At 60.9% G+C, this 22,858-nt stretch carries 20 protein-coding genes; 8 read left to right on the plus strand and 12 right to left on the minus strand.

Features of this window, described 5'->3' with window-relative positions; all coding sequences use genetic code 11:
* Positions 1–88 precede the first annotated feature (88 nt).
* On the plus strand, positions 89–1,264 hold the full coding sequence (locus H351_RS09325) for an MFS transporter (protein WP_029256097.1): 1,176 nt from the start codon (positions 89–91) through the stop codon (positions 1,262–1,264).
* Here the strand turns inward: H351_RS09325 and H351_RS09330 are convergent.
* The 3 genes from H351_RS09330 to H351_RS09340 all read right to left on the minus strand — a co-directional run bounded on the left by H351_RS09330 (position 1,231) and on the right by H351_RS09340 (position 4,372).
* Positions 1,231–1,959 (minus strand): aspartate/glutamate racemase family protein, encoded by a 729-nt coding sequence (locus tag H351_RS09330; RefSeq protein WP_019745045.1) that lies wholly within the window; start codon positions 1,957–1,959, stop codon positions 1,231–1,233. The genes H351_RS09325 and H351_RS09330 overlap by 34 nt on opposite strands.
* A 5-nt stretch (positions 1,960–1,964) precedes the next feature.
* Positions 1,965–3,539 carry an NCS1 family nucleobase:cation symporter-1 gene (locus tag H351_RS09335; RefSeq protein ID WP_029256096.1) on the minus strand — a complete coding sequence of 525 codons (1,575 nt, stop codon included), beginning with the start codon at positions 3,537–3,539 and terminating at the stop codon, positions 1,965–1,967.
* Between the two features lie 107 nt (positions 3,540–3,646).
* A complete protein-coding gene (locus H351_RS09340) occupies positions 3,647–4,372 on the minus strand; it encodes a GntR family transcriptional regulator (RefSeq protein WP_020908886.1) in 726 nt (241 codons plus the stop codon).
* Positions 4,373–4,568: 196 nt separating this feature from the next.
* Here H351_RS09340 and H351_RS09345 point away from each other — a divergent pair, with 196 nt between their 5' ends.
* Entirely contained in the window at positions 4,569–6,902 is a 2,334-nt protein-coding gene (locus tag H351_RS09345; RefSeq protein WP_029256095.1) for an ATP-binding protein, read from the plus strand.
* 88 nt (positions 6,903–6,990) lie between these two features.
* Complete coding sequence (locus H351_RS09350) at positions 6,991–9,351, plus strand: ATP-binding protein (RefSeq protein WP_029256094.1); 2,361 nt, start codon at positions 6,991–6,993, stop codon at positions 9,349–9,351.
* On the opposite strand, the gene H351_RS09355 is transcribed toward H351_RS09350, so the two are convergent.
* Positions 9,326–9,562, minus strand: coding sequence for a PhlB family protein (locus H351_RS09355; RefSeq protein ID WP_020970572.1), 237 nt, complete (start codon positions 9,560–9,562; stop codon positions 9,326–9,328). The two genes, H351_RS09350 and H351_RS09355, sit on opposite strands and share 26 nt — an antisense overlap.
* Before the next feature lie 190 nt (positions 9,563–9,752).
* Positions 9,753–10,292, minus strand: a complete 540-nt coding sequence (locus H351_RS09360; protein ID WP_029256092.1) for a C40 family peptidase — start codon at positions 10,290–10,292, stop codon at positions 9,753–9,755.
* A gap of 299 nt (positions 10,293–10,591) precedes the next feature.
* Between H351_RS09360 and H351_RS09365 the strand changes: the two genes are divergently transcribed.
* Complete coding sequence (locus H351_RS09365) at positions 10,592–11,260, plus strand: alpha/beta fold hydrolase (protein WP_158510641.1); 669 nt, start codon at positions 10,592–10,594, stop codon at positions 11,258–11,260.
* Positions 11,261–11,423: 163 nt separating this feature from the next.
* Here H351_RS09365 and H351_RS09370 read toward each other — a convergent pair whose 3' ends face one another.
* Positions 11,424–12,890 carry an MFS transporter gene (locus H351_RS09370; protein ID WP_244891465.1) on the minus strand — a complete coding sequence of 489 codons (1,467 nt, stop codon included), beginning with the start codon at positions 12,888–12,890 and terminating at the stop codon, positions 11,424–11,426.
* A gap of 203 nt (positions 12,891–13,093) precedes the next feature.
* On the opposite strand from H351_RS09370, the gene H351_RS09375 reads away from it, so the two are divergent.
* From H351_RS09375 to H351_RS09390, 4 genes are all read left to right on the plus strand, one after another.
* On the plus strand, positions 13,094–13,990 hold the full coding sequence (locus H351_RS09375) for a LysR family transcriptional regulator (RefSeq protein WP_029256090.1): 897 nt from the start codon (positions 13,094–13,096) through the stop codon (positions 13,988–13,990).
* A gap of 34 nt (positions 13,991–14,024) precedes the next feature.
* Positions 14,025–14,330 (plus strand): DUF6412 domain-containing protein, encoded by a 306-nt coding sequence (locus H351_RS09380; protein WP_029256089.1) that lies wholly within the window; start codon positions 14,025–14,027, stop codon positions 14,328–14,330.
* A gap of 112 nt (positions 14,331–14,442) precedes the next feature.
* On the plus strand, positions 14,443–15,399 hold the full coding sequence (gene yidC / locus H351_RS09385) for a membrane protein insertase YidC (protein WP_029256088.1): 957 nt from the start codon (positions 14,443–14,445) through the stop codon (positions 15,397–15,399).
* 51 nt (positions 15,400–15,450) lie between these two features.
* Positions 15,451–16,326 (plus strand): oxidoreductase, encoded by an 876-nt coding sequence (locus H351_RS09390; RefSeq protein WP_020970568.1) that lies wholly within the window; start codon positions 15,451–15,453, stop codon positions 16,324–16,326.
* A gap of 78 nt (positions 16,327–16,404) precedes the next feature.
* On the opposite strand, the gene H351_RS09395 is transcribed toward H351_RS09390, so the two are convergent.
* From H351_RS09395 to H351_RS09420, 6 genes are all read right to left on the minus strand, one after another.
* A complete protein-coding gene (locus H351_RS09395; protein WP_020970567.1) occupies positions 16,405–17,412 on the minus strand; it encodes an NADP-dependent oxidoreductase in 1,008 nt (335 codons plus the stop codon).
* The gene (locus H351_RS09400; protein WP_003939720.1) at positions 17,409–17,837 is read right to left on the minus strand and encodes an organic hydroperoxide resistance protein; all 429 of its coding nucleotides are present in this window, start codon (positions 17,835–17,837) and stop codon (positions 17,409–17,411) included. The genes H351_RS09395 and H351_RS09400 overlap by 4 nt, the downstream gene beginning before the upstream one ends.
* Positions 17,834–18,295: a MarR family winged helix-turn-helix transcriptional regulator gene (locus H351_RS09405; RefSeq protein ID WP_029256087.1), complete on the minus strand. Its 462-nt coding sequence runs from the start codon at positions 18,293–18,295 to the stop codon at positions 17,834–17,836. The genes H351_RS09400 and H351_RS09405 overlap by 4 nt, the downstream gene beginning before the upstream one ends.
* Positions 18,296–18,373: 78 nt before the next feature.
* Positions 18,374–19,756, minus strand: a complete 1,383-nt coding sequence (locus H351_RS09410; RefSeq protein WP_029256086.1) for a condensation domain-containing protein — start codon at positions 19,754–19,756, stop codon at positions 18,374–18,376.
* Positions 19,756–21,228: a condensation domain-containing protein gene (locus H351_RS09415; RefSeq protein ID WP_029256085.1), complete on the minus strand. Its 1,473-nt coding sequence runs from the start codon at positions 21,226–21,228 to the stop codon at positions 19,756–19,758. Before H351_RS09415 ends, H351_RS09410 begins: the two co-directional genes overlap by 1 nt.
* Entirely contained in the window at positions 21,161–22,693 is a 1,533-nt protein-coding gene (locus tag H351_RS09420) for a condensation domain-containing protein (RefSeq protein WP_029256084.1), read from the minus strand. Before H351_RS09420 ends, H351_RS09415 begins: the two co-directional genes overlap by 68 nt.
* Positions 22,694–22,858: the final 165 nt, after the last annotated feature.

The following is a 22,858-nucleotide window of genomic DNA, read 5'->3' on the forward strand; positions in this document are numbered from 1 at the left end:
CCCTCGTCGGCCGGTTTTGCTCAATCAAACATATCTATATATCTAGATATGTATCTGTCTTGTGTGGCGTAGTAGTAAGGAGTGTGTCGTGAAGTCGAAATTGTTGATACCGGTTCTGGCGTTGGGTGTATTCGGAATCATCACTACGGAGATGGGCATTATCGGGGTTCTGCCTCAGGTCAGCGAAAAGTTCGGTATCACCGCGTCCACTGCCGGATGGTTGGTCGGTGTGTTTGCGCTCGTCGTGGCGGTGACCGGTCCGTTCACGACGCTGATCACCTCGGGAATCAACAGGAAAACCGTTCTGTTGGTGGCGATTGCAGTCTTTGCGGTCTCCAACATGGTGTACGCGAGCACGTCGAGTTTCGAGGTGATGTTTGTATTTCGGATCATTCCCGCCGTGGTTCACCCGGTCTTCTTCGCGCTCGCACTCGCGAGTGCAGTTCGACTGGTGCCACCGGAGGAAGCAACTGCAGCTGTGACGAAAGTATTTGCGGGTGTCACAGTAGGATTCGCATTCGGTGTACCGCTGACGTCGTATCTGGCCGAGAACTTCTCGGTGTCCACGGCTTTCGTTTTCGGTGCAGTGGTCAACGTTCTCGCGTTTCTCGGGATTGTCGTACTTCTGCCCTCGGCTCCGGTGACACAACGCCTGTCGTACGGCGCACAGGTCGGGATCCTTCGCCGGCCGCGCGTGTGGTTGACCATCCTTTCCGTCACCTTCGTCTTCGCAGCCATGTTCTCGGTGTACGGATACTTCGCCGAATACCTCGGCGGAGTGACGGGCATGAGCGGATCGTGGATCAGCGCGATGCTCTTGGCTTTCGGTGTCGTGATGATCTTCGGCAACTTCGTCTTCGGGGCGGTGCTCGCCAAGAGTGTGGTGCGCACGGTTGTGGCTTTTCCCTTGCTGTACATCGTCGTCTACGTGATGCTCTATCTGGCAGGCCCGTACTTCGGTGCGATGGTTGTAGCCGTGTTGGTTTGGGGTGTAGTGCATTCCGGTGGACTGGTGGTTTCGCAGAGTTGGATGGGGCGAGACGCAGTCGACGCGCCTGAATTCGGCAACAGCCTTTTCATCTCGTTCTCCAACTTGGGGATCACGCTCGGAACTGCGGTCGGTGGACTGTTTCTCGCGCATTTCGAAACCCGCCAATTAGTCTGGGCCGGAGTATTGTTCGCGGTCCTGGCAATGGTGACAATCGGTGCTCGACTCTCGCTCGGGCACGTTCACAGCGAGAACGGTGTCAGTGTGCCGGTGTAGATTTTGGGCAGTGGCCGTGTGAACTCGCCGCGCGCACTGGTCGACAGTCCGAGGGTGACCAACGATTGAACCATCGTGACCCCAGCGGCAACGCCGTCGACTACCGGGACACCGAGTTCGTCGGACAAGTCCTGGCACAGGTCCGCCATGCCGGCGCAACCCAGCACGAGGACGTCCGAGTCGTCTTGCTCCAATGCGTCGAAACAGGCTTCCAAGATCACCTTTCGCGCGTCGGGATCACGATCGAGTTCCAGAACCGGAATCTCGCAGGAGTGGATACCCCGGCACCGAGCCTGCATGCCGTACCGGTCCACCAGATCGGCTGCGCGGCCGCGGGTTCGACCGAGGGTGGTCACGATGCTGAATCCGCGTCCCAGGAAACTTGCGTAGTTCATTGCCGCTTCGGCGACAGCTACGACGGGGCCCTTGGCCAGCTCTCTGGCTGCATCCAGGCCTGGGTCACCGAAGCAAGCAATGACGTAGCCGTCGACTTCGTTCTTTTCTCCGGCGGCGATCTCGGCCAGGATTCCGGGGATGCTGAGAGCTTCGTCGTAGTGGCTTTCGATCGACGCGGGACCCATCGCAGGGCTGACGGCCTCGACGAATGTGCCCGAGCCCGCGACGGCCCGGGCACATTCCTCGATCTTGGCGGTCATCGCCCACGTGGTGTTGGGGTTGATCACCTTGATTCTCATGACGATCAGTCGACCGTCACAGTGTCGGGAGAAGAAGCATTCCGGACAGCCAGGGAAGTGCGCGTGGCGAGTAGGTAGTAGACGGCAAATCCGAGCCCGCAACCGATGAACCAGCTGTACTGCGCTGCGGTGTACATCCCGGTGAGGTCCTTGCCCAGGACCGGGACCATTGCGACGACGGCTCCCACCACGGTGGCGATCACTGCAGCAGGATTGTATCCCTTGCTGTACCAGTAGGTTCCGGTCGGCGACATGCTGAACAGTTCGTCGACGATCACCTTCTGCTTGCGCACGAGGTAGTAGTCGGCAATCAGGATTCCGAACAGCGGACCGATGAAGGCTCCGAGGGTTTCGAGCGTGTAGTGGATGACGTCGGGATTGTTGTAGAGGTTCCACGGGGTGATGAGGATCGAGCCGATCGCCGCGATCATCCCGCCGGCGCGCCAGCTGATCTTCTGCGGGCTCACGTTGGAGAAGTCGAAGGCCGGGGAAATGAAGTTGGCCACGATGTTGATGCCGATCGTGGCAATGGTGAAGGTGAGTGCGCCGAGGACGATGGCGAAGGTGCTGTCGATTCGTGCCACTGTTGCGACGGGATCGGTGATCAGTTCGCCGTACACCGGCAGTGTCAACGACGCCGTGACGACGACCAACACCGAGAATACGAGGAAGTTCAACGGCAAACCGAGGAAGTTGCCCTTCTTGACTGCAGCGAACGACTTCCCGTAGCGGGAGAAGTCACCGAAGTTGAGCATCGGTCCGGAGAAGTACGAGACAACCAGAGCGATCGCACCGAGCATGACCGGCACGGCGTCGAAACCGGAGTATTTGACGTCGCCGAGTGTGAGATCGACAGCGCTCCAGCCTGCCTGGTAGATGAGGTACCCGCACAGCATGAACATCACGACGTACACAGCCGGCCCGCAGAAGTCGATGAAGCGGCGGATCGATTCCATGCCTCGCCAGAAGACGCAGGCCTGAAGTGCCCACAGGAGCATGAAACTTCCCCAGCCCAGTGCGGAGAGTCCGGCGAATCCGTAGTCTTCGACGACGGCATACGGTGCGAGTGACGGAAAGAGTTTGATCAGTACGACATCGAGGGCTGCCGAAGCGAGGAAGGTTTGAATCCCGTACCAGGCCACGGCAATCAGGCCACGAATGATTGCCGGGATGTTCGCGCCGAGGACACCGAACACGCTGCGGCAGATCACCGGATACGGTACGCCGGTAACTTGGCTGGGCTTGGCGACGAGATTGCAGAAGAAGTAAACGATCGTGATACCGACCAGCAGGGCGACGAGTACTTGCCAGCTGGCCAATCCCAGTGCGAAAAGACTACCGGCAGTGACATATCCGCCGACGCTGTGTACGTCGGACATCCAGAAGGCGAAGATGTTGTACGACGACCAGGTCTGCTTGCGAAGCGGCGCCAGATCCTCGTTGGTCAAACGAGGGTCGTAGCCCGGTTTGATCAGTCCGCCGCCGACCGGGTGGCCCGCGGCTTCGACGAGGTCGGCCGAGCCGGTTTCCTTTGGGGGAGTTGGGGTAGTGGTCGTTCGGGACGGAAGAATGTCGGTCATGACAGCTCCTGTGCATCAGTGCAGGAAATCAGCGGACAGTGCACGAGCTCTCAGCGTCAGTGATGAAAACTGTGTTGAGAGAAAGGTATCGACGCTGTGTTGCACAGCTATTGCGCAATCGGTATATCTTTCTCGGCCAGTAGGCCGGTGTCTGTCGGCAGAGTCGCGATCACGGTGTTGAGTCGGCGATGATGGATTTCGGAAGCACTCAGAAGAGCGGCTGCGTCCCGACGCAGGAATGCGTCCAGCATCGCGGTGTGATCGGAGTGCAGAACCTGGCGATCGACGCCGGCAACATGGACCATCGGCTGTACCGGTTCGGTGATGTTCCAGGCAGCTTCGAACATGTGCAGAAGTCGAAGCATTTGCGACGGTCGGGTCAGTGCGAGGTGAAAGTTTCGGCTCTCACAGTGATAGGACTGAGAGTCGTCGTAGCGCAACGCGATCTCCAGACGGGAATTCACCTCGACGGCGTGTTCGTGATCCTCTTCGGTGGCCTGCTCGACGGCGACGGCCAATGCAGCTGACTCGAGAGTTTCGCGGACGATGTACATCTCGCGCAGTTCTGCCGGCGTCAACTGAGCAACGGTGTAGCCGAATTGGTGGCGGTGGTCGACCAACGACTCTCCGACCAGGGTCTTCAGCGATTCCCGCACTGGTATTCGGCTGACCCCGAACACATCAGCCACGTCGCCGAGGGGGATCGGGGTACCCGGAGGCGCCGAACCCGACAGAATCACTCGGCGCAGTTCGTCGAGGATCGTTTGTTGTGGACTGCCGGGAGCATCGATTACCAGTTGCGTCAGTAGTACCGATCTGCGGCGCGGTGGCATGTCGGTCTCCCTTCTCGTCGCTGCCAGGGTAGAAATCCGTTGTTTCGGGCGCGTGACACCGGCATGGCCGTCGTGAATCGCATGCGTGAGGGCCGACATTTCGACTGCGATGACGAAGCACAAGTGAGCGCTGCTCAGGGCGACGAACGCGGGGGTAGCGTTGATTTGTAGTGGTTGGCAGAAAGCGAGTCGGTCGATGGCATCCGTTGTGCGATCAGAAGCCGACCAGCGAGTTGTCGGCAACTTGCCGTTGGAGTTGACGAGTTTTGTCGGTCGGCGGCGTGAGTTGGCCGATGCCAGAAGATTGTTCGAGTCGTCCCGTTTATTGACGCTCACCGGTATCGGAGGTGTCGGCAAGACGCGGCTCGCGATCCGGCTTGCGAGTGCGCTCCAGCGGGTGTTCCGAGACGGCGCGTGGTTGGTGGAGTTGGGCGAGCAGACGGATCCAGAACTCCTCGAGGATTATGTCGCCGTGATTTTGGGGGTGCGGCCGGTGTCCTCGTCGGACCCGCTGCACACTGTGATCGACTACTGCTCCGATCGCAGTCTGCTGTTGGTACTCGACAACTGCGAACATCTGGTCGATGCCGTCGCTCTGTTTGCCGGTGCGATCCTACGGCGGTGTGCCGGTGTCAAGATCTTGGCGACGAGCAGAGAATCGTTGGGAATGGGCGGTGAGGTGACGATGCGCGTTCCCTCGCTCACCACACCGCAGCAACAGCCGCGCGAATTCGAGGGACTTGCCCAGTACGAATCCGTGTCGTTGTTCACCGAGCGTGCGGCTTCAGTCGTCCCCGGTTTCACCCTCACTGAGGAGAACAAGCGCGCCGTTGCTCATATCTGTCACGACCTGGATGGACTCCCGCTTCCGATCGAGTTGGCGGCCGCTCGCCTGCGCGGTATGTCGGCGGAGCAGATCATGGATCGGCTCTCGGATCGTTACCGCCTTTTGACTTCTGGTGGACGCGACGTACCGAGTCGTCAGCAGACTCTCCGCTTGTCGATCGATTGGAGTTACGACTTGTGCTCGCCTCCGGAGCAGCAGCTGTGGGGTCGGCTGACAGTATTTTCCGGCGGGTTCGAGCTGGACGCTGCCGAGGGAGTGTGCGGGCAGGATTCGAGTTCGACGGAAGTGCTCGATCTCGTCACTGCGTTGGTCGAGAAGTCCATCCTCATTCGTGAGGAGATCGACGGCACCGTTCGCTATCACCTGCTCGACCTCCTGCGGGAGTACGGACGAGAGAAGGCCGAGATCTCGAACGACTACGTGGAACTTCAACGGCGCCACCGTGATTGGTTCGAAGCGCTGGTTGTTCGTGCGGAAGCCGAGTGGATCAGTGACCGGCAAGCGGCGTGGATCGCACGGCTGGGTCGTGAACAGCACAACGTCTACGACGCGCTGGAGTTTTCGATTTCCACTACCGGAGAGGCGCGATCTGCGACGCGAATGGTCGCTGCGTTGTACAGATTCTGGCTTTCTGGTGGATTGCTTGTGCAGGCACGGTATTGGACGGATCGAGCTCTGAATACAGAGGATCGGGAGCTCGACCCGTTCCGCGTTGATGTCTTGGCCATCGACGCTGTGAATCACGCGATGCAGGGGGAACTCGAACGGGCACAAGCGCTGGTCGACGAGAGTTGGCACCTGGCGAATGCCTTGGCGGACGTACGCGCACGCGGTCTCGCGGCATGGGGTGACGGATACGTCGATACGTTCAGAGGCAACTTCGATACCGCTACAGCCAAGTTGGAATCCGCGTTGACGCTGTTTCGATTGGACGAAAATCTGCTGCATGTGGTGATCGGCCTGGACACCCTGGGGATCGCGTACTTTCTTTCCGGGGCCCTCGATCGCTCGGTGGAGTGCAACGAAGAGACTCTCGCGATCACCGTGCCCGCCAACGAAGTCATGTTCCAGGCTTTTGCGTTGGGAACCCTCGGGCTCGTGGGCTGGCTCCGAGGTGAATTAGATGACGCACGTGATTATTTGACGCGAAGTCTGAGAATTCTCGATGCCCCGATGAACTCGGCGTGGTGTATCGAACCACTGGCGTGGATTGCTGCAGCGCAACGTGATTGGAAGAATTCCGCGGTTCTGCTCGGCGCGGCAGCCATGTATTGGCAGAAGGTCGGGGGTCGGCTGGCGGGCCTGCCGGGTTTGTCGCCGCATCACGACACTGCGGCAGAGACTGCTCGTAGGGCTATGGGTAAGAGTGCTTTCGACAAGTCGTTTCGCAACGGATTTGTGATGTCCGAGAGTGAAGCTGTCGCGTATGCGCTCGACGAGCGTCGCAGTGTTCCGGGTTCATCGTCAACTGAGGCACCTCACCTGACTCGTCGTGAGCAGCAAGTTGCGGAACTCGTTGCGCGGGGCCTGACCAATCGCGCTATCGCGGAACATCTCGTGATCTCGCTTCGTACGGCTCAGGGTCATGTGGAGCATGTGCTGACCAAATTGGGTTTCACCTCCAGAGCGCAGATCGCGGCGTGGTTCGTGTCGACCGAGCAGGAGACCGACTCCCGAGGCTGAGATCGCGGGCAGTGGTGAGCGCTTCTCGGGTGCAGTTCGCGGGGGTAGCGTTGGTTTTGGAGTGGAATCGCAGAAAGCGAGTCGGTCGATGGCATCCGCTGTGCGTGCAGAAGCCGATCATCGGGTTGTCGGTAACTTGCCGTTGGAGTTGACGAGTTTTGTCGGTCGGCGGCGTGAGTTGGCCGATGCCAGAAGATTGTTCGAGTCGTCCCGTTTGTTGACGCTGACCGGCGTCGGGGGCGTGGGCAAGACACGTCTCGCGATTCGGCTTGCGGGTGCGCTGCAGCGGGTGTTCAGCGACGGTACCTGGTTGGTGGAGTTGGGGGAGTTGTCGGATCCGGATCTGCTCGCGGATTATGTCGCCGTGACTTTGGGGGTGCGGCCGGTTTTGTCGTCTGATCCGCTGCGCGCTTTGATCGAATTTTGCGCCGATCGGAGTCTGCTGTTGGTGTTCGACAACTGTGAACACCTGGTGGATTCGGTTGCCCGGCTTGCCGGGGCGATCTTGCGTCGGTGTGCTGGTGTGAAGATTCTGGCGACGTCGCGAGAGTCTCTGGGTGTGGGCGGTGAGGTGGTGATGCGGGTTCCTTCTCTCACTACGCCGGAACTGCGGGGGCCGCGCGCTTTCGATGGGCTGGCTCGGTACGAGTCTGTTTTGTTGTTCGCAGAAAGAGCTGCGACTGTGGTGCCGGGTTTCGTGTTGACCGAAGGGAACCGGAATGCCGTTGCCCGTATCTGCCACGATCTGGACGGATTGCCGTTGCCGATCGAGTTGGCTGCTGCTCGGCTGCGATCTATGTCGGCGGAGCAGATCATGTATCGGCTTTCTGATCGTTACAGCCTTTTGACTTCCGGTGGGCGTGATGTTCCCAGTCGTCAGCAGACCCTGCGATTGTCGATCGATTGGAGTTACGACTTGTGCTCACCGCGTGAACAACGGTTGTGGGCGAGACTGTCGGTGTTCTCGGGTGGGTTCGATCTCGATGCTGCCGAGGGTGTTTGCGGGCAGGATTCGAGTTCGACGGAAGTGCTCGATCTCGTCACTGCGCTGGTCGAGAAGTCCATCCTCATTCGTGAGGAGATCGACGGCTCAGTCAGATACCACCTTCTCGATCTCCTCCGGGAGTACGGACGAGAGAAGGCCGAGTTCTCGAACGACTACGTGGAACTTCGATGGCGCCACCGTGATTGGTTCGAAGCGCTGGTCGTTCGTGCGGAAGCCGAGTGGATCAGCGACCAGCAAGCTGCGTGGATCGCAAGGCTGGGTCGTGAACTGCACAACGTCTACGACGCGCTGGAGTTTTCGATCTCGACGCCGGGTCAGACGCGATCAGCGACGCGAATGGTCGCGGCGCTGTACCGATTCTGGGTTCTCGGCGGTCGGATCGCTTCGGCGCGGCACTGGGCGGATCGAACCCTGAGAGCTTCCGATGGGGAGCCGGACACTTATCGCGTGGAAATTCTGTGTATCGACGCCGTAGCGCATGGGATGCAGGGTGACCTCGTCCGGGCGCGCGGACAGGTAGAGGAGAGTTGGCGCCTTGCCGAGGTCGTGGGAGATGTACGCTCTCGAGGCTTGGCTGGATGGGCGGACGGATATGTCGACACGTTCAACGGCGAATTCGACACTGCCGCCAGGAAGTTGGAGGCTGCCGTATCGCTTTTCCAATCAGCTGAGAATCTAGAGCACAAAGTGGCCGGCTTGATTACCCTCGGGCTCGCTTGCATCTTTACCGGCGCGCTGGAGCGATCGGTGGAGTGTTTCGACGAGTCCCTTGCCATCACCGGACCGCCGCACGAAGTGATGTATCAGGCGTCGGCGCTTAGCAATCTAGGGCTTGTGGACTGGTTTCGAGGTGACCTCGAGCGCGCACGTGACCATTTGGCGCGAAGTCTGCGGGCCACGGCCGCTTCAATGAACTCGGCGTGGTGTATCGAACAGTTGGCGTGGATTGCTGCAGCGCAACGTGATTGGAAGCAATCGGCGGTTCTACTCGGCGCTGCGGCGATGTACTGGCAGAAGGTCGGGAGTCGGCTCGCGGGGCTTCCGATCTTGTCACCCCACCATGACAAGGCGGCAAACGATGCTCAAAAGGCATTGGGTAAGGGTGCTTTCGACAAGCAGTTTCACCGGGGAATTGTGATGACCGAGGGTGAAGCTGTCGCGTACGCGCTCGACGAGCATCACAGAGTCCCGGACACATCGTCGACCGAGGCGATTCGACTTACTCGTCGTGAACTGCAGGTTGCGGAACTGGTTGCGCAGGGCCTGACCAATCGCGCTGTCGCAGAGCATTTCGTCATTTCGCCGCGGACAGCACAGGGGCACGTGGAGCACGTGCTGACGAAATTGGGTTTCACCTCCAGAGCGCAGATCGCGGCGTGGGTGGTATCGACTGCGCAGGAGCGTGACTCGCGCGAGGTCAATGGTTCAGCAGATCGGAGCTGAAGTCCGATTGCAGTTCTCCCCGATCGTCGCCGCACAGGCAGAACACCGGGTACCGCTTACCTAGTTCTCGCCGTTGAAACAATACTCGCAGCGGTCCGGACGCATCCGCGCGCGGGGATTCCGTGAGCAACGTGTACAGCCACGGCCCCTCGTCCAATTCGACGATGGCGAGAACGGTCGTGGGGTCGCCGTGAACCGTTCGCCAGGACACGACAGTGCCGTCTCCGCAACACCGCGTTACGTCCAACCGCGCTCCGCGACACCTGGTGCAGACCGCGCTCGCGGGGGAGAGGATGGCATCACATTCCGCGCATTGGGGGAGTGTCAAGCATTCGGATCGTGATGAACGGCCCGAATATCGTTGCGATACAAGACTTTTTGTCAAGTTGACGTGATACATGTCAGTAGCGCCGGGCGAGATAGTATGGCATCGAGTCCACGGGTGCGCGTTTGACCGACTCCCCGGACGTCGGGGCGTGAAGGACCTCACCGCCTCCGGCATAGATCCCCACATGTTCCCCGCCGTAGTCCAGGACTACGTCACCTGGCTGGAGATCGTCCCGGGAAATCGGAGCTCCGCCGACCGCCTGGTCGTAGGTAGTTCGCGGAATTGAAACGCCCGCTTGTGCATAGGCCCATTGAACGAGGCCGGAGCAGTCGAACGAGTCCGGTCCGGTCGCGCCCCAGACGTACGGTGCGCCGATCTTGGACTCTGCGGCTGCCAATGCGCGGCCTCCATCCGAGGAATCGAAAGCTGACACTTTCGCCGGATTCGTGACGACGGAAACTCCGGCGGTGTTCCAGTCCGGAAGCAAGGGGGCCTGAGCGTTCGCGGTGTCGATACTGACGGCAAGGGTTGTCAGTGAAAGAGCGCCGATGACAAGCGCCCTTCCGAGTGCGTTCTTCGTCGTGCTGGGGCTGGTGAATCGGTGGTGCGACATTTCTCGTGTTGCCTTCGCGTCGGTGCGTCCCGAAGCAGGTATCCGGCTGGGCGTGATCGGGCTTCGGCTTGTGACACACAGCCTGGTTTCGCCTCGACGTGTTCGCGCCGGTCAGTTGGACGGGATGCATACCTGTTTTCGAGTGGCGTGTCGGCAATCGTGACGTCTCGCGAAGTGGCAGAAGAAAGAAGTAGGTACCGATGCAGGTACTACGGTCGTCGCCGCGCCGGTGCGTGCGCGGCAACATCGAGTTCGATACTTCACCCGGAGAAAAACCTCACCTGAACTGGGATTTGATCATGATTGTCTCCGCAAGTCGAACCGATGCATTCATCGAGTGGCGCACCGCCGTGGTCGATTCTCGACCTGTCGACTTCGGCGTCGGTGGGCACGGCGAGACAGTGCTGTTTCTGCACGGTTGGGGGTTGTCCCCTCGCGCCTATGGATCTGCGCTTGCTGCCGTCGTTCACCGGGGATCCAGGGTGATTGCGCCTGCGCTTCCGAGACTTGGCGGTACGGCTGAACTAGACCGAGCCGATCGCAACTTCGAAGGTTATGCGGCGTGGGTGACGCGGTTTCTCGACGCGGCCGGAGTTACCGGTCCGGTGACCGTCGTCGGGCATTCGTTCGGCGGCGGTGTAGCGACAGCAGTGGCGCGGGACTTCCCCACGCGAGTCTCGCGCTTGGTTCTGGCGAACTCGGTTGGTGGTGGCGTGTGGTCGAGTGCTGGTGGTCAGAAGCGCCCGATTCGCGAACGTCCGTGGTGGAACTGGTGTGTGTCGGCGATGGTCGAGGCTGTCGAGTCGGTACACGCTCGCAGAATCCCACAGTTTCGACTCGACGAGTTCGCGTTCAACGCGCTTCGCAACGCCCGTGGAGTGTGGCAAACGGGCAACCTCGCGCGGACTGCGGATCTCATCGATGCACTCGAAGAGATCGCAGTCCGCGCGATGCCTGTTGTCGTGTAGTGGGGAGCTGATGATCATGTGATTCCGCGAACGAGTTTTCATGCTGTCTGCGCCGCCTTGGGTGATCCCGAGGTTCGCGAGGTTCCGGGCAATCACAATTGGCTTATCGACGATGCGGAGTTGTTCGGCCAGGTGTTGACGGAATCACTGGCCGGACGAGCTGTCAGTGCACCTGTTCTGTCTCCTTCGTTCGCGTTCTGTTCGACCACGCGGATTGCGCAGTGACCAGGCAGCCGGCGATCAGGGTGATGATCGCGATGACGCGCACGGCGCTGTCCGCGCCGGTGGTGAAGGCACTCAGGACGGCGTCGTGAGCGAGGGGAGTGTCGGCCATCTCGAGTCCGTCTGCGACCGTGCGTGGCGCGGCGCCGTCTCCGTCGCGCATCGAGTCGGGCAATGCGCTGATGAAACGGCTGGTCAAGATGGTGCCGATGACGGCGACGCCCAAGGCGCTGCCGAATTCTCGTGCCGTCGCCTGCAGTCCTGAACCGACGCCTGCCTGTTCGAGGGGCAGCGAGTCCGCGATGTCGTGAGTCAATACGGGGAGCGCGGCTGCCGCGCCGATGCCGATGACGACGAGCCACAACGCGTAGGCGAAATAGGGAGTGTGGGCTGTGCTGGTCGACAGCCCGAACATGCCGACCCCGATGAACGCGAATGCTGCCGCCACGGTGATGGTGGAACCCAGACGAGCCGAGATCAGCGGCACGAAGCGAGCACCGAACAGCAGTGGAATGGTCAGCGGTATCACCGCCAGGCCGGTGGTGAGAACGCTGAAACCCTTGGCATACTGCAGAAATGATGCGTTGACGTAGAACAGTGCGAACAGGCCGAAGAACGCGACGGTCATTCCCAGGCATCCCGCGCGCAGCAGAGGAAGGCGGAACAACCGCGGATCCAGCAAGGGTTGCTCGACGCGGAGCTCGACGATGATCCATGCCGCATAAAGCGCCGCCGACGCGACGAATGCTGAGATCACCGTGACACTGCCCCAACCACTTTCGGGTCCTTCGATGACGCCGACCAGCAACCCGAACGTCGCCGCCGTCAGCAACACGGTTCCGACGGGGTCGAGACCGCGGTGATTTCGAGGGGTGCGAGGAGCGAGATAGGCGACTGCGGCAGCACCTGCCAACGCGATGGGTACGACGGCGACGAACAACCAGCGCCAGGACCCGGTCTGCAGAAGCGCGCCACCACCGACATTCCCTGCCACGCCGCCGAATCCGGTCGACGATGCCCAAATGGCAATTGCGCGAGGACGCTTCTGTGGGGGAGTCGCGTGCATGAGGATTGCGAGGCTGTTCGACAGAACACAGGCGGCTCCGACTCCGGTGACGCAGCGGCCGATCAGCATCACCGCCACTGTGGGGGAACTCGCGGACACGGCGGCGCCTGCTGCGAAGAGGATCAACCCGATGGTCAGCACCCCTTTGCGTCCGAAGCGATCACCGAGTGCCCCGCAGGGGATCACCAGACAGGCGAAGACCGTGACGTAGGAATCGACGATCCATAGAAGCTGCGTCGAGGAAGGATGCAGAGAACCGGACGTCAGGAGCGGAACTGCCAGGTTGATGGCAGCGACGAACGCAATAACGAGGACGGTGACCGCGCACAACGTTGCGAGCACCAATCCTTGTCGCGCGTCCGAGTTCGCCCGACCCTCCGTCGGTATCGAAGTATTTGTGGACAAGACGCACCTCTTTGCAAAAATTTGTTCTATTGCGGGAGTTGTTGATCGACAGCCAATTCGGCTACTGAAACGACAGTAGGGATCTCGGTAACGTGCGTCTACTGCAAAGATTGCAGTAGATAGTTGCGTATGATGCAACTATGGCGATGGATATGGACCTCAATCTTTTGAGAGTGTTCGACGCTCTGGTGGCGGAGGGCAGTGTCACCGGCGCGGCCGAGCGATTGAACTTGTCGATACCGGCAACCAGTAGGGCTTTGGGGCGTCTCCGGCGTGCGATGGGTGACCCGATCTTTGTTCGTGCCGGGCGTGGGTTGGTACCGACGCCCTTTGCGTTGCGTGCAGCACCTCAGGTCCGATCGCTCCTGGAAGGGGCGCAAGGCCTGTTGATCGACCGCAAGAACTTCGAACCAGCAGAGCTCGAGCGGACTTTCGTGATCCGAATCAACGAGGGCACGGCGGCCAGCCTCACCCCGGCTCTGGTCAGGCGTTTCGCGGCGGAAGCGCCGAACGCTGTAATCCGTTGTATCGGAGAGGGAAACGAGGACGTCGACTCGCTGCGGAACGGTTCGATCGATCTCGATATCGGCGCTGATCCGTTGCCGTCCTCTGATGTGTGCAGTGAGATTCTCTACCGAGAGGGTCATGTGGGCTTGGTATCGAAGTCGTCGCCGTTGGCCCGCACGGCTCAGCCGACACTCGCGCAGTTGTGTGAGCATCCACATGTCTCGACATCCAGACGTGGCCGGACACACGGACCGATCGACGACGCGTTGTCCGCAGTCGGAATGCGCCGGCGGGTGATCGCGGTGGTTGCCTCGCCCGTTGCGGCGGCGCTCATGGCGGCCGACAGCGATCTCGTTGCACTGGTGCCGGAAAGGCTTGCCCGATACTTTGCCGCTCGCCTCGATGTCGCCTGGTTTGCGGTGCCGACCGAACTACCGGCCGTCACCATCCACCAACAGTGGCACGGTCGGCTGGACCACGATCCAGCACACAAATGGCTGCGCGAACAAGTACGTGAGGCAAGCGTCTAGCTGGATTCGGCAGATGTTCTGTACTCTCGCAGTCATGCAACAGCGGAGCACGGGAACGGTGACACGGTCACTGTTGCTGCTTCTGCTGCCGTTCATCGCTCTTCTCGCCGTGCCTCCGCTTGGATCGTCGGGTAGCGCCGCGGTGCTGGGAACTGCGATTGCCGTCTTCGTGGTCGCAGCCCTCGCAACGTCGTCGAAGTACGAACTTCTGCAGCTGTGCGCGGTTTCGGCCACTGGCCCCTCTGATGACGAACGCTGCCTGCGTGGCGCTTTCCGCAGGCAGAGCAGCCCGGACGCGCCCGGCCGTCCACAGCCTCGAGCTCCGGGAATCGGTCTGTAGATCGGCCGTCGGCGGGAGTGAACTCGTCGTAGGTCGGTCAGACGTCTTGCGTCCACGACCATTCCCGCGCTCTCATCTCTCTGAGCGTGCCTCTCGGTGAGGTTCATTCGTCATGCTCGATTTTGTCTACTACCCCGTGTCCGGAATCCTCTGGTTCTGGCACAAGGTCTTTTCACTGATCTCCGGATCACCCGACAACGGCGTCGTATGGGCGTTGTCGGTCGTATTTCTGGTCTTCACGCTCAAGGCTTTGCTGTTCAAACCCTTCGTCAAGCAGGTCCGCACCCAACTGGTGATGCAGAAGCTGCAACCTCAGATCAATGCGTTGCAGAAGAAGTATTCGGGTGACCGGCAGAAACTCACTGTCGAGATGGCCAAGCTGCAGAAGGAACACAACTACAGTCCGTTGCTCGGCTGTCTGCCGATGCTCGTTCAGGCACCGGTGTTCATCGGCCTTTATCACGTCCTGCGATCCTTCAATCGGACTGGAGCGGCATCGCACGTCCCGTTTCTGAGCCCGACCGAACCGATGTCGGTGGCGGACAACGCGAATACGGCCAACTACTTCTTCAGTGCCTCGGACGTGCAGTCGTTTCTCGACGCCAAACTGTTCGGCGCGCCGTTGTCCGCCATGATTTCGAGTCCGGCAGCGCAACTGGAAGCGTTCGGCGACGTCAGCCGTATCTCCATCATTCTGGTTGCCGTACCGCTGATGATCTTCGCCGCCGTCGCTACACATTTCACGTCGCGGGCGTCCATCGCGCGCCAAGTGGACACCGGAACCGTCAACCCTCAAACAGCGATCATGAACAAGCTCGCATTGTGGGTGTTTCCGGTGGGTGTGATCGCTTTCGGTGCTTTCGCGCCCGTGGCGATCCTGCTGTATTTCGTGAGTAACAACTGCTGGACGCTGGGACAACAGCATTTGGTCTACGGCCGGATCGCGGCGGAGCAGAAGGAAGCTGAATCGTCGCCGACACCCGGAGTGACTGCGCCCCCGTCGCCCAGGGTGGCTGCAGCACCGCCGCTGCCGGGTGCAAAGCCGATCCGTGCCAAACGCAAGCGATGACAGAAAATCGACCCCTCCCTACCGGCGGGTAAGGCACGTACGCTGGAATACATGACCAAATGGACCGCAGAAGACGTAGTCGATCAGACCGGCCGCACATTTGTCGTCACGGGGGCGAACAGCGGACTGGGTGAGGTAGTCGCACGGGCGCTTGGCAAAGCCGGGGCCGACGTCGTCCTCGCCTGTCGTGACACCACGAAGGCCGACGCCGTGGCCGCCGAGATCGGACCCAACGCGGTTGTCCGCAAATTGGACCTCTCGGATCTGTCGTCGGTACGAGCCTTTGCCGACGCAACGGAGAAGGTCGACGTCCTGGTGAACAACGCCGGCGTGATGGCGGTTCCGTTTCGCCGGACTGTCGATGGATTCGAAATGCAGATCGGCACAAACCATCTCGGGCACTTCGCATTGACCGGATTGCTGAAGGACAAGCTCACCGACCGTGTCGTGACGATGTCCAGTGCCCTGCATCAGCTCGGAACTGTCGATCTGGACGATCTCAATTTCGAGCGTCGGAAGTACAACCGCTGGTTGGCCTACGGGCAGTCCAAGCTTGCCAATTTGTTGTTCACGTACGAACTTCAACGCAGGCTTGCGGCCTCGGGATCTTCGCTCAAAGCGCTTGCTTCGCATCCGGGATACGCGTCGACGAACCTGCAGGGGCACACCGAGTCGATCCAGGACAAGCTGATGGGAATCGGCAATTCGATCTTCGCGCAGTCTGCGGAGATGGGTGCCCTTCCCGAACTGTGGGCGGCAACCGCACCGGATGCCTTCGGCGGCAGTTACATCGGACCGGACGGTCCGTTCGAGCAGCGAGGTTATCCGAAGGTCGTGGGGTCGAACAAGAAGTCACACGATTCGAAGACAGCCTCGGGCTTGTGGACGCTGTCGGAGAAGTTGACCGGAGTCTCGTTCGGGATCTGATTCAGATATGAAGGTGGCCGCGAACTTCGAGAAGTTCGCGGCCACCTTCATATTCGTTCGAGCCAGATGTTGTTCGGGTTACAGCGTGACAACCATCTTGCCGGTGTTCGCACCGCGCATCAGGTCGATGAACGCTTGCGGTGCATTCTCCAGGCCTTCGACGATGGTCTCGTCCCACTGAATCTTGTTGTCGGCGAGCCACCCTGCCATGTGAGTGCGGAATTCGCCACCGAGGTGACGGTAGCCGCCCACGAGGAATCCGCGCAGTGTGAGCTGCTTGCCGATCACCAGTGCCAGGTTGTGGGGAGCGGTGGGCTTCTCGGTGGTGTTGTACTGAGCGATGGCTCCGCACAGGGCAATCCGGCCACCCTGGTTCATGGCATCGATGGCGGCTTCGAGATGCTCGCCACCGACGTTGTCGAAGTACACGTCGATGCCCTCAGGGGCGGCAGCGGCGAGCAGTTCGGTGATCGGGCCGTCGTGGTAGTCGAATGCCGCATCGAATCCGAGTTCGAGAAGTCGGGCAACCTTCGCCGGTGAACCGGCGCTACCGATTACTCGCTTCGCTCCGAGCAACTTGGCGATCTGACCGACGAGCGATCCGACGGCACCGGCTGCGCCGGAGACGAACACGGTATCGCCTTCCTTGAACTCCGCAACCGCGGTGAGGCCGGCATACGCGGTGAGGCCAGTCATGCCGAGGGCACCCAGGTAGGCCGTCGCCGGCGCGATGGACGTGTCGGCCGGAGTCACTGCGGATCCGTCGAGGATGGCGTATTCACGCCAGCCGAGGCCGTGGACGACAACGTCGCCCACAGCGCGATCAGCCGACTTGGATTCGACGACCTCGCCGACAGCACCACCGTCGAGCGGCGCACCGACCTGGAACGGCGGAAGGTAGGACTTCACGTCGTTCATTCGGCCGCGCATGTACGGGTCGACGGAGATGGCGATATTGCGGACCAGGATCTGGCCGTCTTCGAGTTCGGGGAGTTCTACTTCGGCGGTGGCGAAGTTCTCCGAGGTGGGCCAACCGTTCGGGCGTGAAGCGAGACGGATTTCCCGGCTGACAGTGGTGGTGCTCATTCGTCGTCCTTACTTACTTCGAGGGTGACCTCGATGTTGCCGCGAGTTGCATTGGAGTACGGGCACACCTGGTGCGCCTTCTCCGTCAGCTCGACGGCCTGATCATGGGGCAGATGGGGGAGTGAAACCTCCAGCGTCACAGCGAGTCCGAAGCCTCCTGCGCCGTTGGGGCCGATGCCGACCCGCGCACCGACTGCGGAATCAGCCACGTTGGCCTTCTCGGCGCGGGCGACCATCTGCAGAGCGGAGTGGAAGCATGCTGCGTATCCGGCGGCAAAGAGCTGCTCGGGGTTGGTGCCTTCGCCACTGCCACCCATTTCCTTGGGAATGGCAAGGCCGAGATCGAGGCGTCCGTCCGAGGTGCGAGCGTGACCGTTGCGGCCTTCGCCGGTGGCAAGTGCTTCTGCGGTGTAGACGATGTTCATGACTTCTTCTTTCCGTCGGAGTGGGCGTTGGATGCTTGAAGTGACTCACCGAGACGAGTGAGAACGTCTCGGAGTTCAGTGAGTTCGTCGTTACTCAGACCAGTGGCGCCTGCGAGCTTGGCCGGGATGTCCTCGGCCTTGCTACGCAAGGTGGAACCCGCCTCGGTCAGGTGAATCTCGACGCGACGCTCGTCCGTGGTGAGGCGTCGGCGCTCGATGAATCCCAGACCCTCCAGCCTCTTGAGCAGCGGCGACAGAGTTCCGGTATCGAGATCGAGTGCCTCACAGATCTCACGCACGCCCCGGCCGTCTCGTTCCCAGAGTGTCAACAGGACGAGGTACTGGGGATACGTGATTCCCAGGTCGTCGAGCATTGCCCGGTACGCGGCCGTAGTGGCCCGCGACGCCGAATAGAGGGCGAAGCAGACCTGGTGTTCGAGAGCGAGTGGGTTGGTCACGAGAACAACTGTAGCGCACAGTTAAGTTGTGCACAACAAAGAAGTGTCAAATAGATCTGCGGATGCACAGCCGTCTGGTTACGGCGTCGACAGAATCTCGGATACGCACCCGAGGAAGGTGAACACTGCCTGGGCCGCGGGTGCTGGAAATCGGGTGCGCACTGCCAGCCCGTCGTGGGTGCGTGAGAACCAGAACTGAACGTCGTCGGCGCTCGACACGCGACTGAGTTGCTGCGGATTGATCGGCGCAGGTTGTGAGTCGCCGGGCCGTGATTCGCGGGGGCGAGATCCACCGGGCATGGTCCGGTAGTCGGCGTAGGACACCGAGAAGATGTCTCGGCGAGTGGGCGAAACCTCGGGTCCCAAGCTCCTCAACACTTGTCTCGACGACACGGACGACAGTGAAAGTGCTTCGTGGAAAGCGAGATTGACTGCCCGAGCAGTGCTGTGAAGATCATCCATGCTCGTCACGGTCATGGGTGCATTGGCCACCAGCCAGCCGAAGGTGTGGTTGTGCCGCGGTTCCCGACGCGTGTGAACAGGGAATAGAAGGCGTGTGTCTCGCTTTTCGGTCAATTGTGTTGTGGCCAAACCGATCGACGCAAGAATCGCACCGAACGACGAGTGTCGATGATCGGCGCAGTTCTGGTCGAACAGCTCTGCTTCGTCGGCGTCGAGGAGCATTCGGGTGTCTGTGCCCTGGGGTGACATGGTCCCGGCGGGCAGTCCCAGATCTACGGGAAAATGGGGAGTGTCACCCCCACATGATCGAAGGAAAGACCGCCACCCTGCAATGCGGTGGTCGCCGGGCTCTGGATCCGCGGTTGCCGATTCACGGAAGCAGTAGTTGAGGAAACTCCCGGGCTCGGGCAAGAGATCCGACGCGATCGGATTACGGTCCGCCCGCGTGTATTCACGATACAGAGTGCTGATCTCGGTAATTGCGATGCTCATGGACCAGCCGTCGCAGATGGCATGGTCGAATCCGCAGATCACTGTCGACTGGTCCTCGCGGGTGATGGCCCCGAGAAAGTAGGCGGGAAACGCAAAAGGATTGCACCATCGATCCAAGCGCTCGCCCAAGAGTTCTCGCACCTGTTCCGGCGTTCGCGCATCCGCCACTGTTTCCTCACGGAGGCGCAGATCGACGACATCGGCGACGTCGACGAACAGCGCCGAGGATTCATCCGCTTCTTCGGCCTGGGAGAACGAGCACGACAGGGCGTCGTGACGGGACGTCCATTCCTCGAAGCTGGCCCGGAGTGCGTCCGTGTCGATCGGGCCGGGAACGTCGAAAGTGGCAGCGAGCCAAGTCGTATCGCCGCGGCTCCCGGGAAGATGCAGCTGCTGATTCGAGGTCGGAGGAACCGGATACGTCGATCCGGTGGAGATTTCGCTCGGCGTCCACTGCAGGATGCGGCCCGGCCGTGCCTCGAACCTGTCGAGAAAGGTGATGTGCATCAGGCGGTCTCCACTTCCTGACGTGCATCCGCCTGACGAACGACACAGTAGTCGCCGGTATCGGCGACCGTTCTCAGGACGTTGCGGAGGTGTCGAAGGTACCGATCCACCGATGTGTGCGCTTGCTCGGTATCGGGGAAACTGACCATCACGTACGTACGGTCTTCCTTCCGGTTGATCCACATCGACAGATCACCCGTCGTTCCTGGCCCACCGAGTGCGCGCGCTTCGAGTTCGTCGTGGTGCTCGGCACCTGGAATCAGGCGCATGTCGATGTACGACACCATCGGCGGGACCGAGGTTCCGCCGATGTCGGATCCGGTCAACTTCGACACCTGGGCGATCACCGAGTGAATGGACACGTCCGCGAGTCCCTTCACTGCTGCGCGAGCAGCGTGGGCATGGGGGAGTGCATCGGTGAAGGTGGTGACACCACTCAGCGTGAACGAGACCGGGACGAGATTGATGAACCAGCCTTGAGAAAACAGGTATCTCGGATCGGAACGAGTACCGACTGCGTTGAGCGCGAAGTAGTTCGCTCTGTCAGCAACTTCGATCTCGGTGAGGGCGAGGGCTGCGAAGATCCCCGTGGAGAATCCGACGCCATTGGACTTGCACAGCGCTGCGAACGCGGCTGACTCGTCGCTGTCGAGAACGTCGATATGTGTGCGGGTCGACCGGGTCTGTTCGCCCTGCGCGACGCCGAGGTCGAGGGGGAACGTCGGGAGTTGTCCGGCGTTGGCGGCGAGAATCGAAATCCATTGCTGCACAGGTTCTGCGGCTAGGTCGAGGTTCTTCGCCGCTGCCCGTTCTTCGCCGCTGTACTCGACGTAGCTGCCGGGAGAGGGAAGTTGAGCGTCGATGCCGGCGCTTTCGGCGATGTACAGCGCACGAAGTTCTTCGACGCCCAGCATCAGCGACAGGCCGTCGGTGTGCGAGTGATCGACGCCGTAGTAGATGGTGAAACCGGCGCCGGTGCCGTGCTCGACGGCGCCACTGGTGAACGAAGGCCATTGCAGTGGGCTGGTATCGCCTGCGAAACTTCGGCTGACATGCTCGCGAACCGCATCGGTCGTGTTCAGGGAACCGACGCTGTGCGGCGCGAGTTCGATCGTCGATTCATCCACCACATGACGGTCGATGACCCCGCTGCCGCCAGGATCTTCGGATGGTCTCACCTCGAACCAACTGTGAAGTGTGTTGTGCCGCAAGACAAACGCCTGGACAGCCCGACGCAGTGCCTCCCGATCGAGATCACCGGGCAGAGTGAACGTGAATCCGATCCACGGTGACCAGTCGACGCCTTGTGCGCGCTTGTGATCGGCGGTACGAATGTGTCCCTCTTGGAGGAACGAGAGAGGTTGGTCGCTCAGTGGTGCTCGAGATGCTGCCGTCAGGGACTGCTCAGTAGGCCTGAACTCGGTGAGCGTCCCGGCTTTCGGTGCCCAGAGATCGATGGGTGTCATTTCCATGAGAGTTCTCCTCGATCGGTGCAGCGGTATTGATCGGTACAGCGGTGTTGGTCGGTACAGCGGTGTTGGTCGGAGGTGAGCATGTGTCGGTCGAGAAGGCAAAGTCCTCCATTTCGCGGCGTAGGAGTCCCGCGAACTGATGGATGTGGCGGCTTGTGCGCGCGTTGCCTGGGTGGCGTATGGCCAGATTGAGCCCTTCGGGAGTCCGTGTGAGCCAGATGTAGACGTCGGTTCCCGAATGATCGCGACTACGAAGGCCTCTGGTCTGCCAGCTCGTCCATTGCTCGGCACCAGGAACGTGACGAACGTCCATGTACGAGAGCACGAACGGCAGGTGCTGCGGGGAGTCGATCAGCTCGCACACTTTCGAATACGGCAGGGCCGCTGCGGGGCGGACGCGTCGCATCTCCGTGCCGGCAACCTTGGCCAGATCGCTCACGCTTGCTGCGGGGGCAATCGGAATCCTCACCGGCACAACACCGATGAACCATCCCAGCGATGCGGCCCATCGAAGCTCCGAACGGGTGTGTTGCGGCACCACGACGCGGAATTCGTCTGCACCGGTGAGATCACCGGTCACCTTGGCCGCGCACGCGAGTATCGCGGCCAGGAATCCTTGGTTGCTGCGCTTGCTCGCTTCTGCCAGGCGTTCGGCTCCCCGGGCGCTCAGAAGCCAGGCGGACAGGCTCTGCTGAGGGACTCGGCGTCCGGCGACCGGTTCGGGCAGCGCTGGAAAGAGCGGAGCCTCGCCCTGCGCGTAGAACTCGCGCCACGTCTGCACCGCCGGGTGAGAGCAGTCCGCGTGTCCCACGAGATCTCGTTCCCTGGTGCCGAAGTCGATGTAGCTTCCGGTCTCCGGCGGCGAGGGAGGGCTTCCCTCGCTCGACGAACGGTAGATCGTCTGCAGTTCGTGCGCGGTCAACGCCACCGAATATCCGTCCAGCAGAGCATGATCAGCGGCAAAGACCACGGTGAAATGGTTGGGACCTTCAATCGTCGCGAACTGGTACGCAGGCCACACAAGTGGATCGGTCGACCGGTCGAGCAGTTGCTGCAGATGCGTGAAGACGGACATCGAGGACGCAAGATGTCCGACTTCGTTACCCAGAATTCGGACGTCCCCGGGACCCGCGGTGCGTCGGACTATCGCTTCGCCCTCCATGGCGACTCGTGTCCGGAGCACTTCGTGGCGATCGATCCAGTGATCGAGAGTGGCCGCCCAGATCCTTCGGTCGAGTCGGTCGTGGATACGAAACGAGGTACCCAGCCACGACGGAGTGCATCCGTCGTTGTGATGGTGCGCCTGCCGTTTCGCCTGCTCGGCATGTTTCAAGTGTGCTTCGTGTATGTAGCTGGCGGGACGCTGGTCGACAGGCCACAGCTCGGGCGGATTCACTGCGGCAGGAGTCCACTCGGTGACGGTCCCAGGAGGTAGGGGATAGTCGGCAAGTTCCGTGAATTCCATTGGGAAACCTGATCTCTCGAGATGGCGAAAGGTGGGGATCGTGAACGGGGCGGATGTTTGTAACCGAGAGTGACAGATGATTAGTCAAGGCAAGTAGAACGCGACCCGAGGCTCCGCGCAACTGCTTCGGTGTGGGATGTGACGAGGAACATTCTGCTCGTTATT

The organism is Rhodococcus erythropolis R138 (genome assembly GCF_000696675.2).
GTDB classification, from domain to species: Bacteria; Actinomycetota; Actinomycetes; order Mycobacteriales; family Mycobacteriaceae; genus Rhodococcus_F; species Rhodococcus_F erythropolis.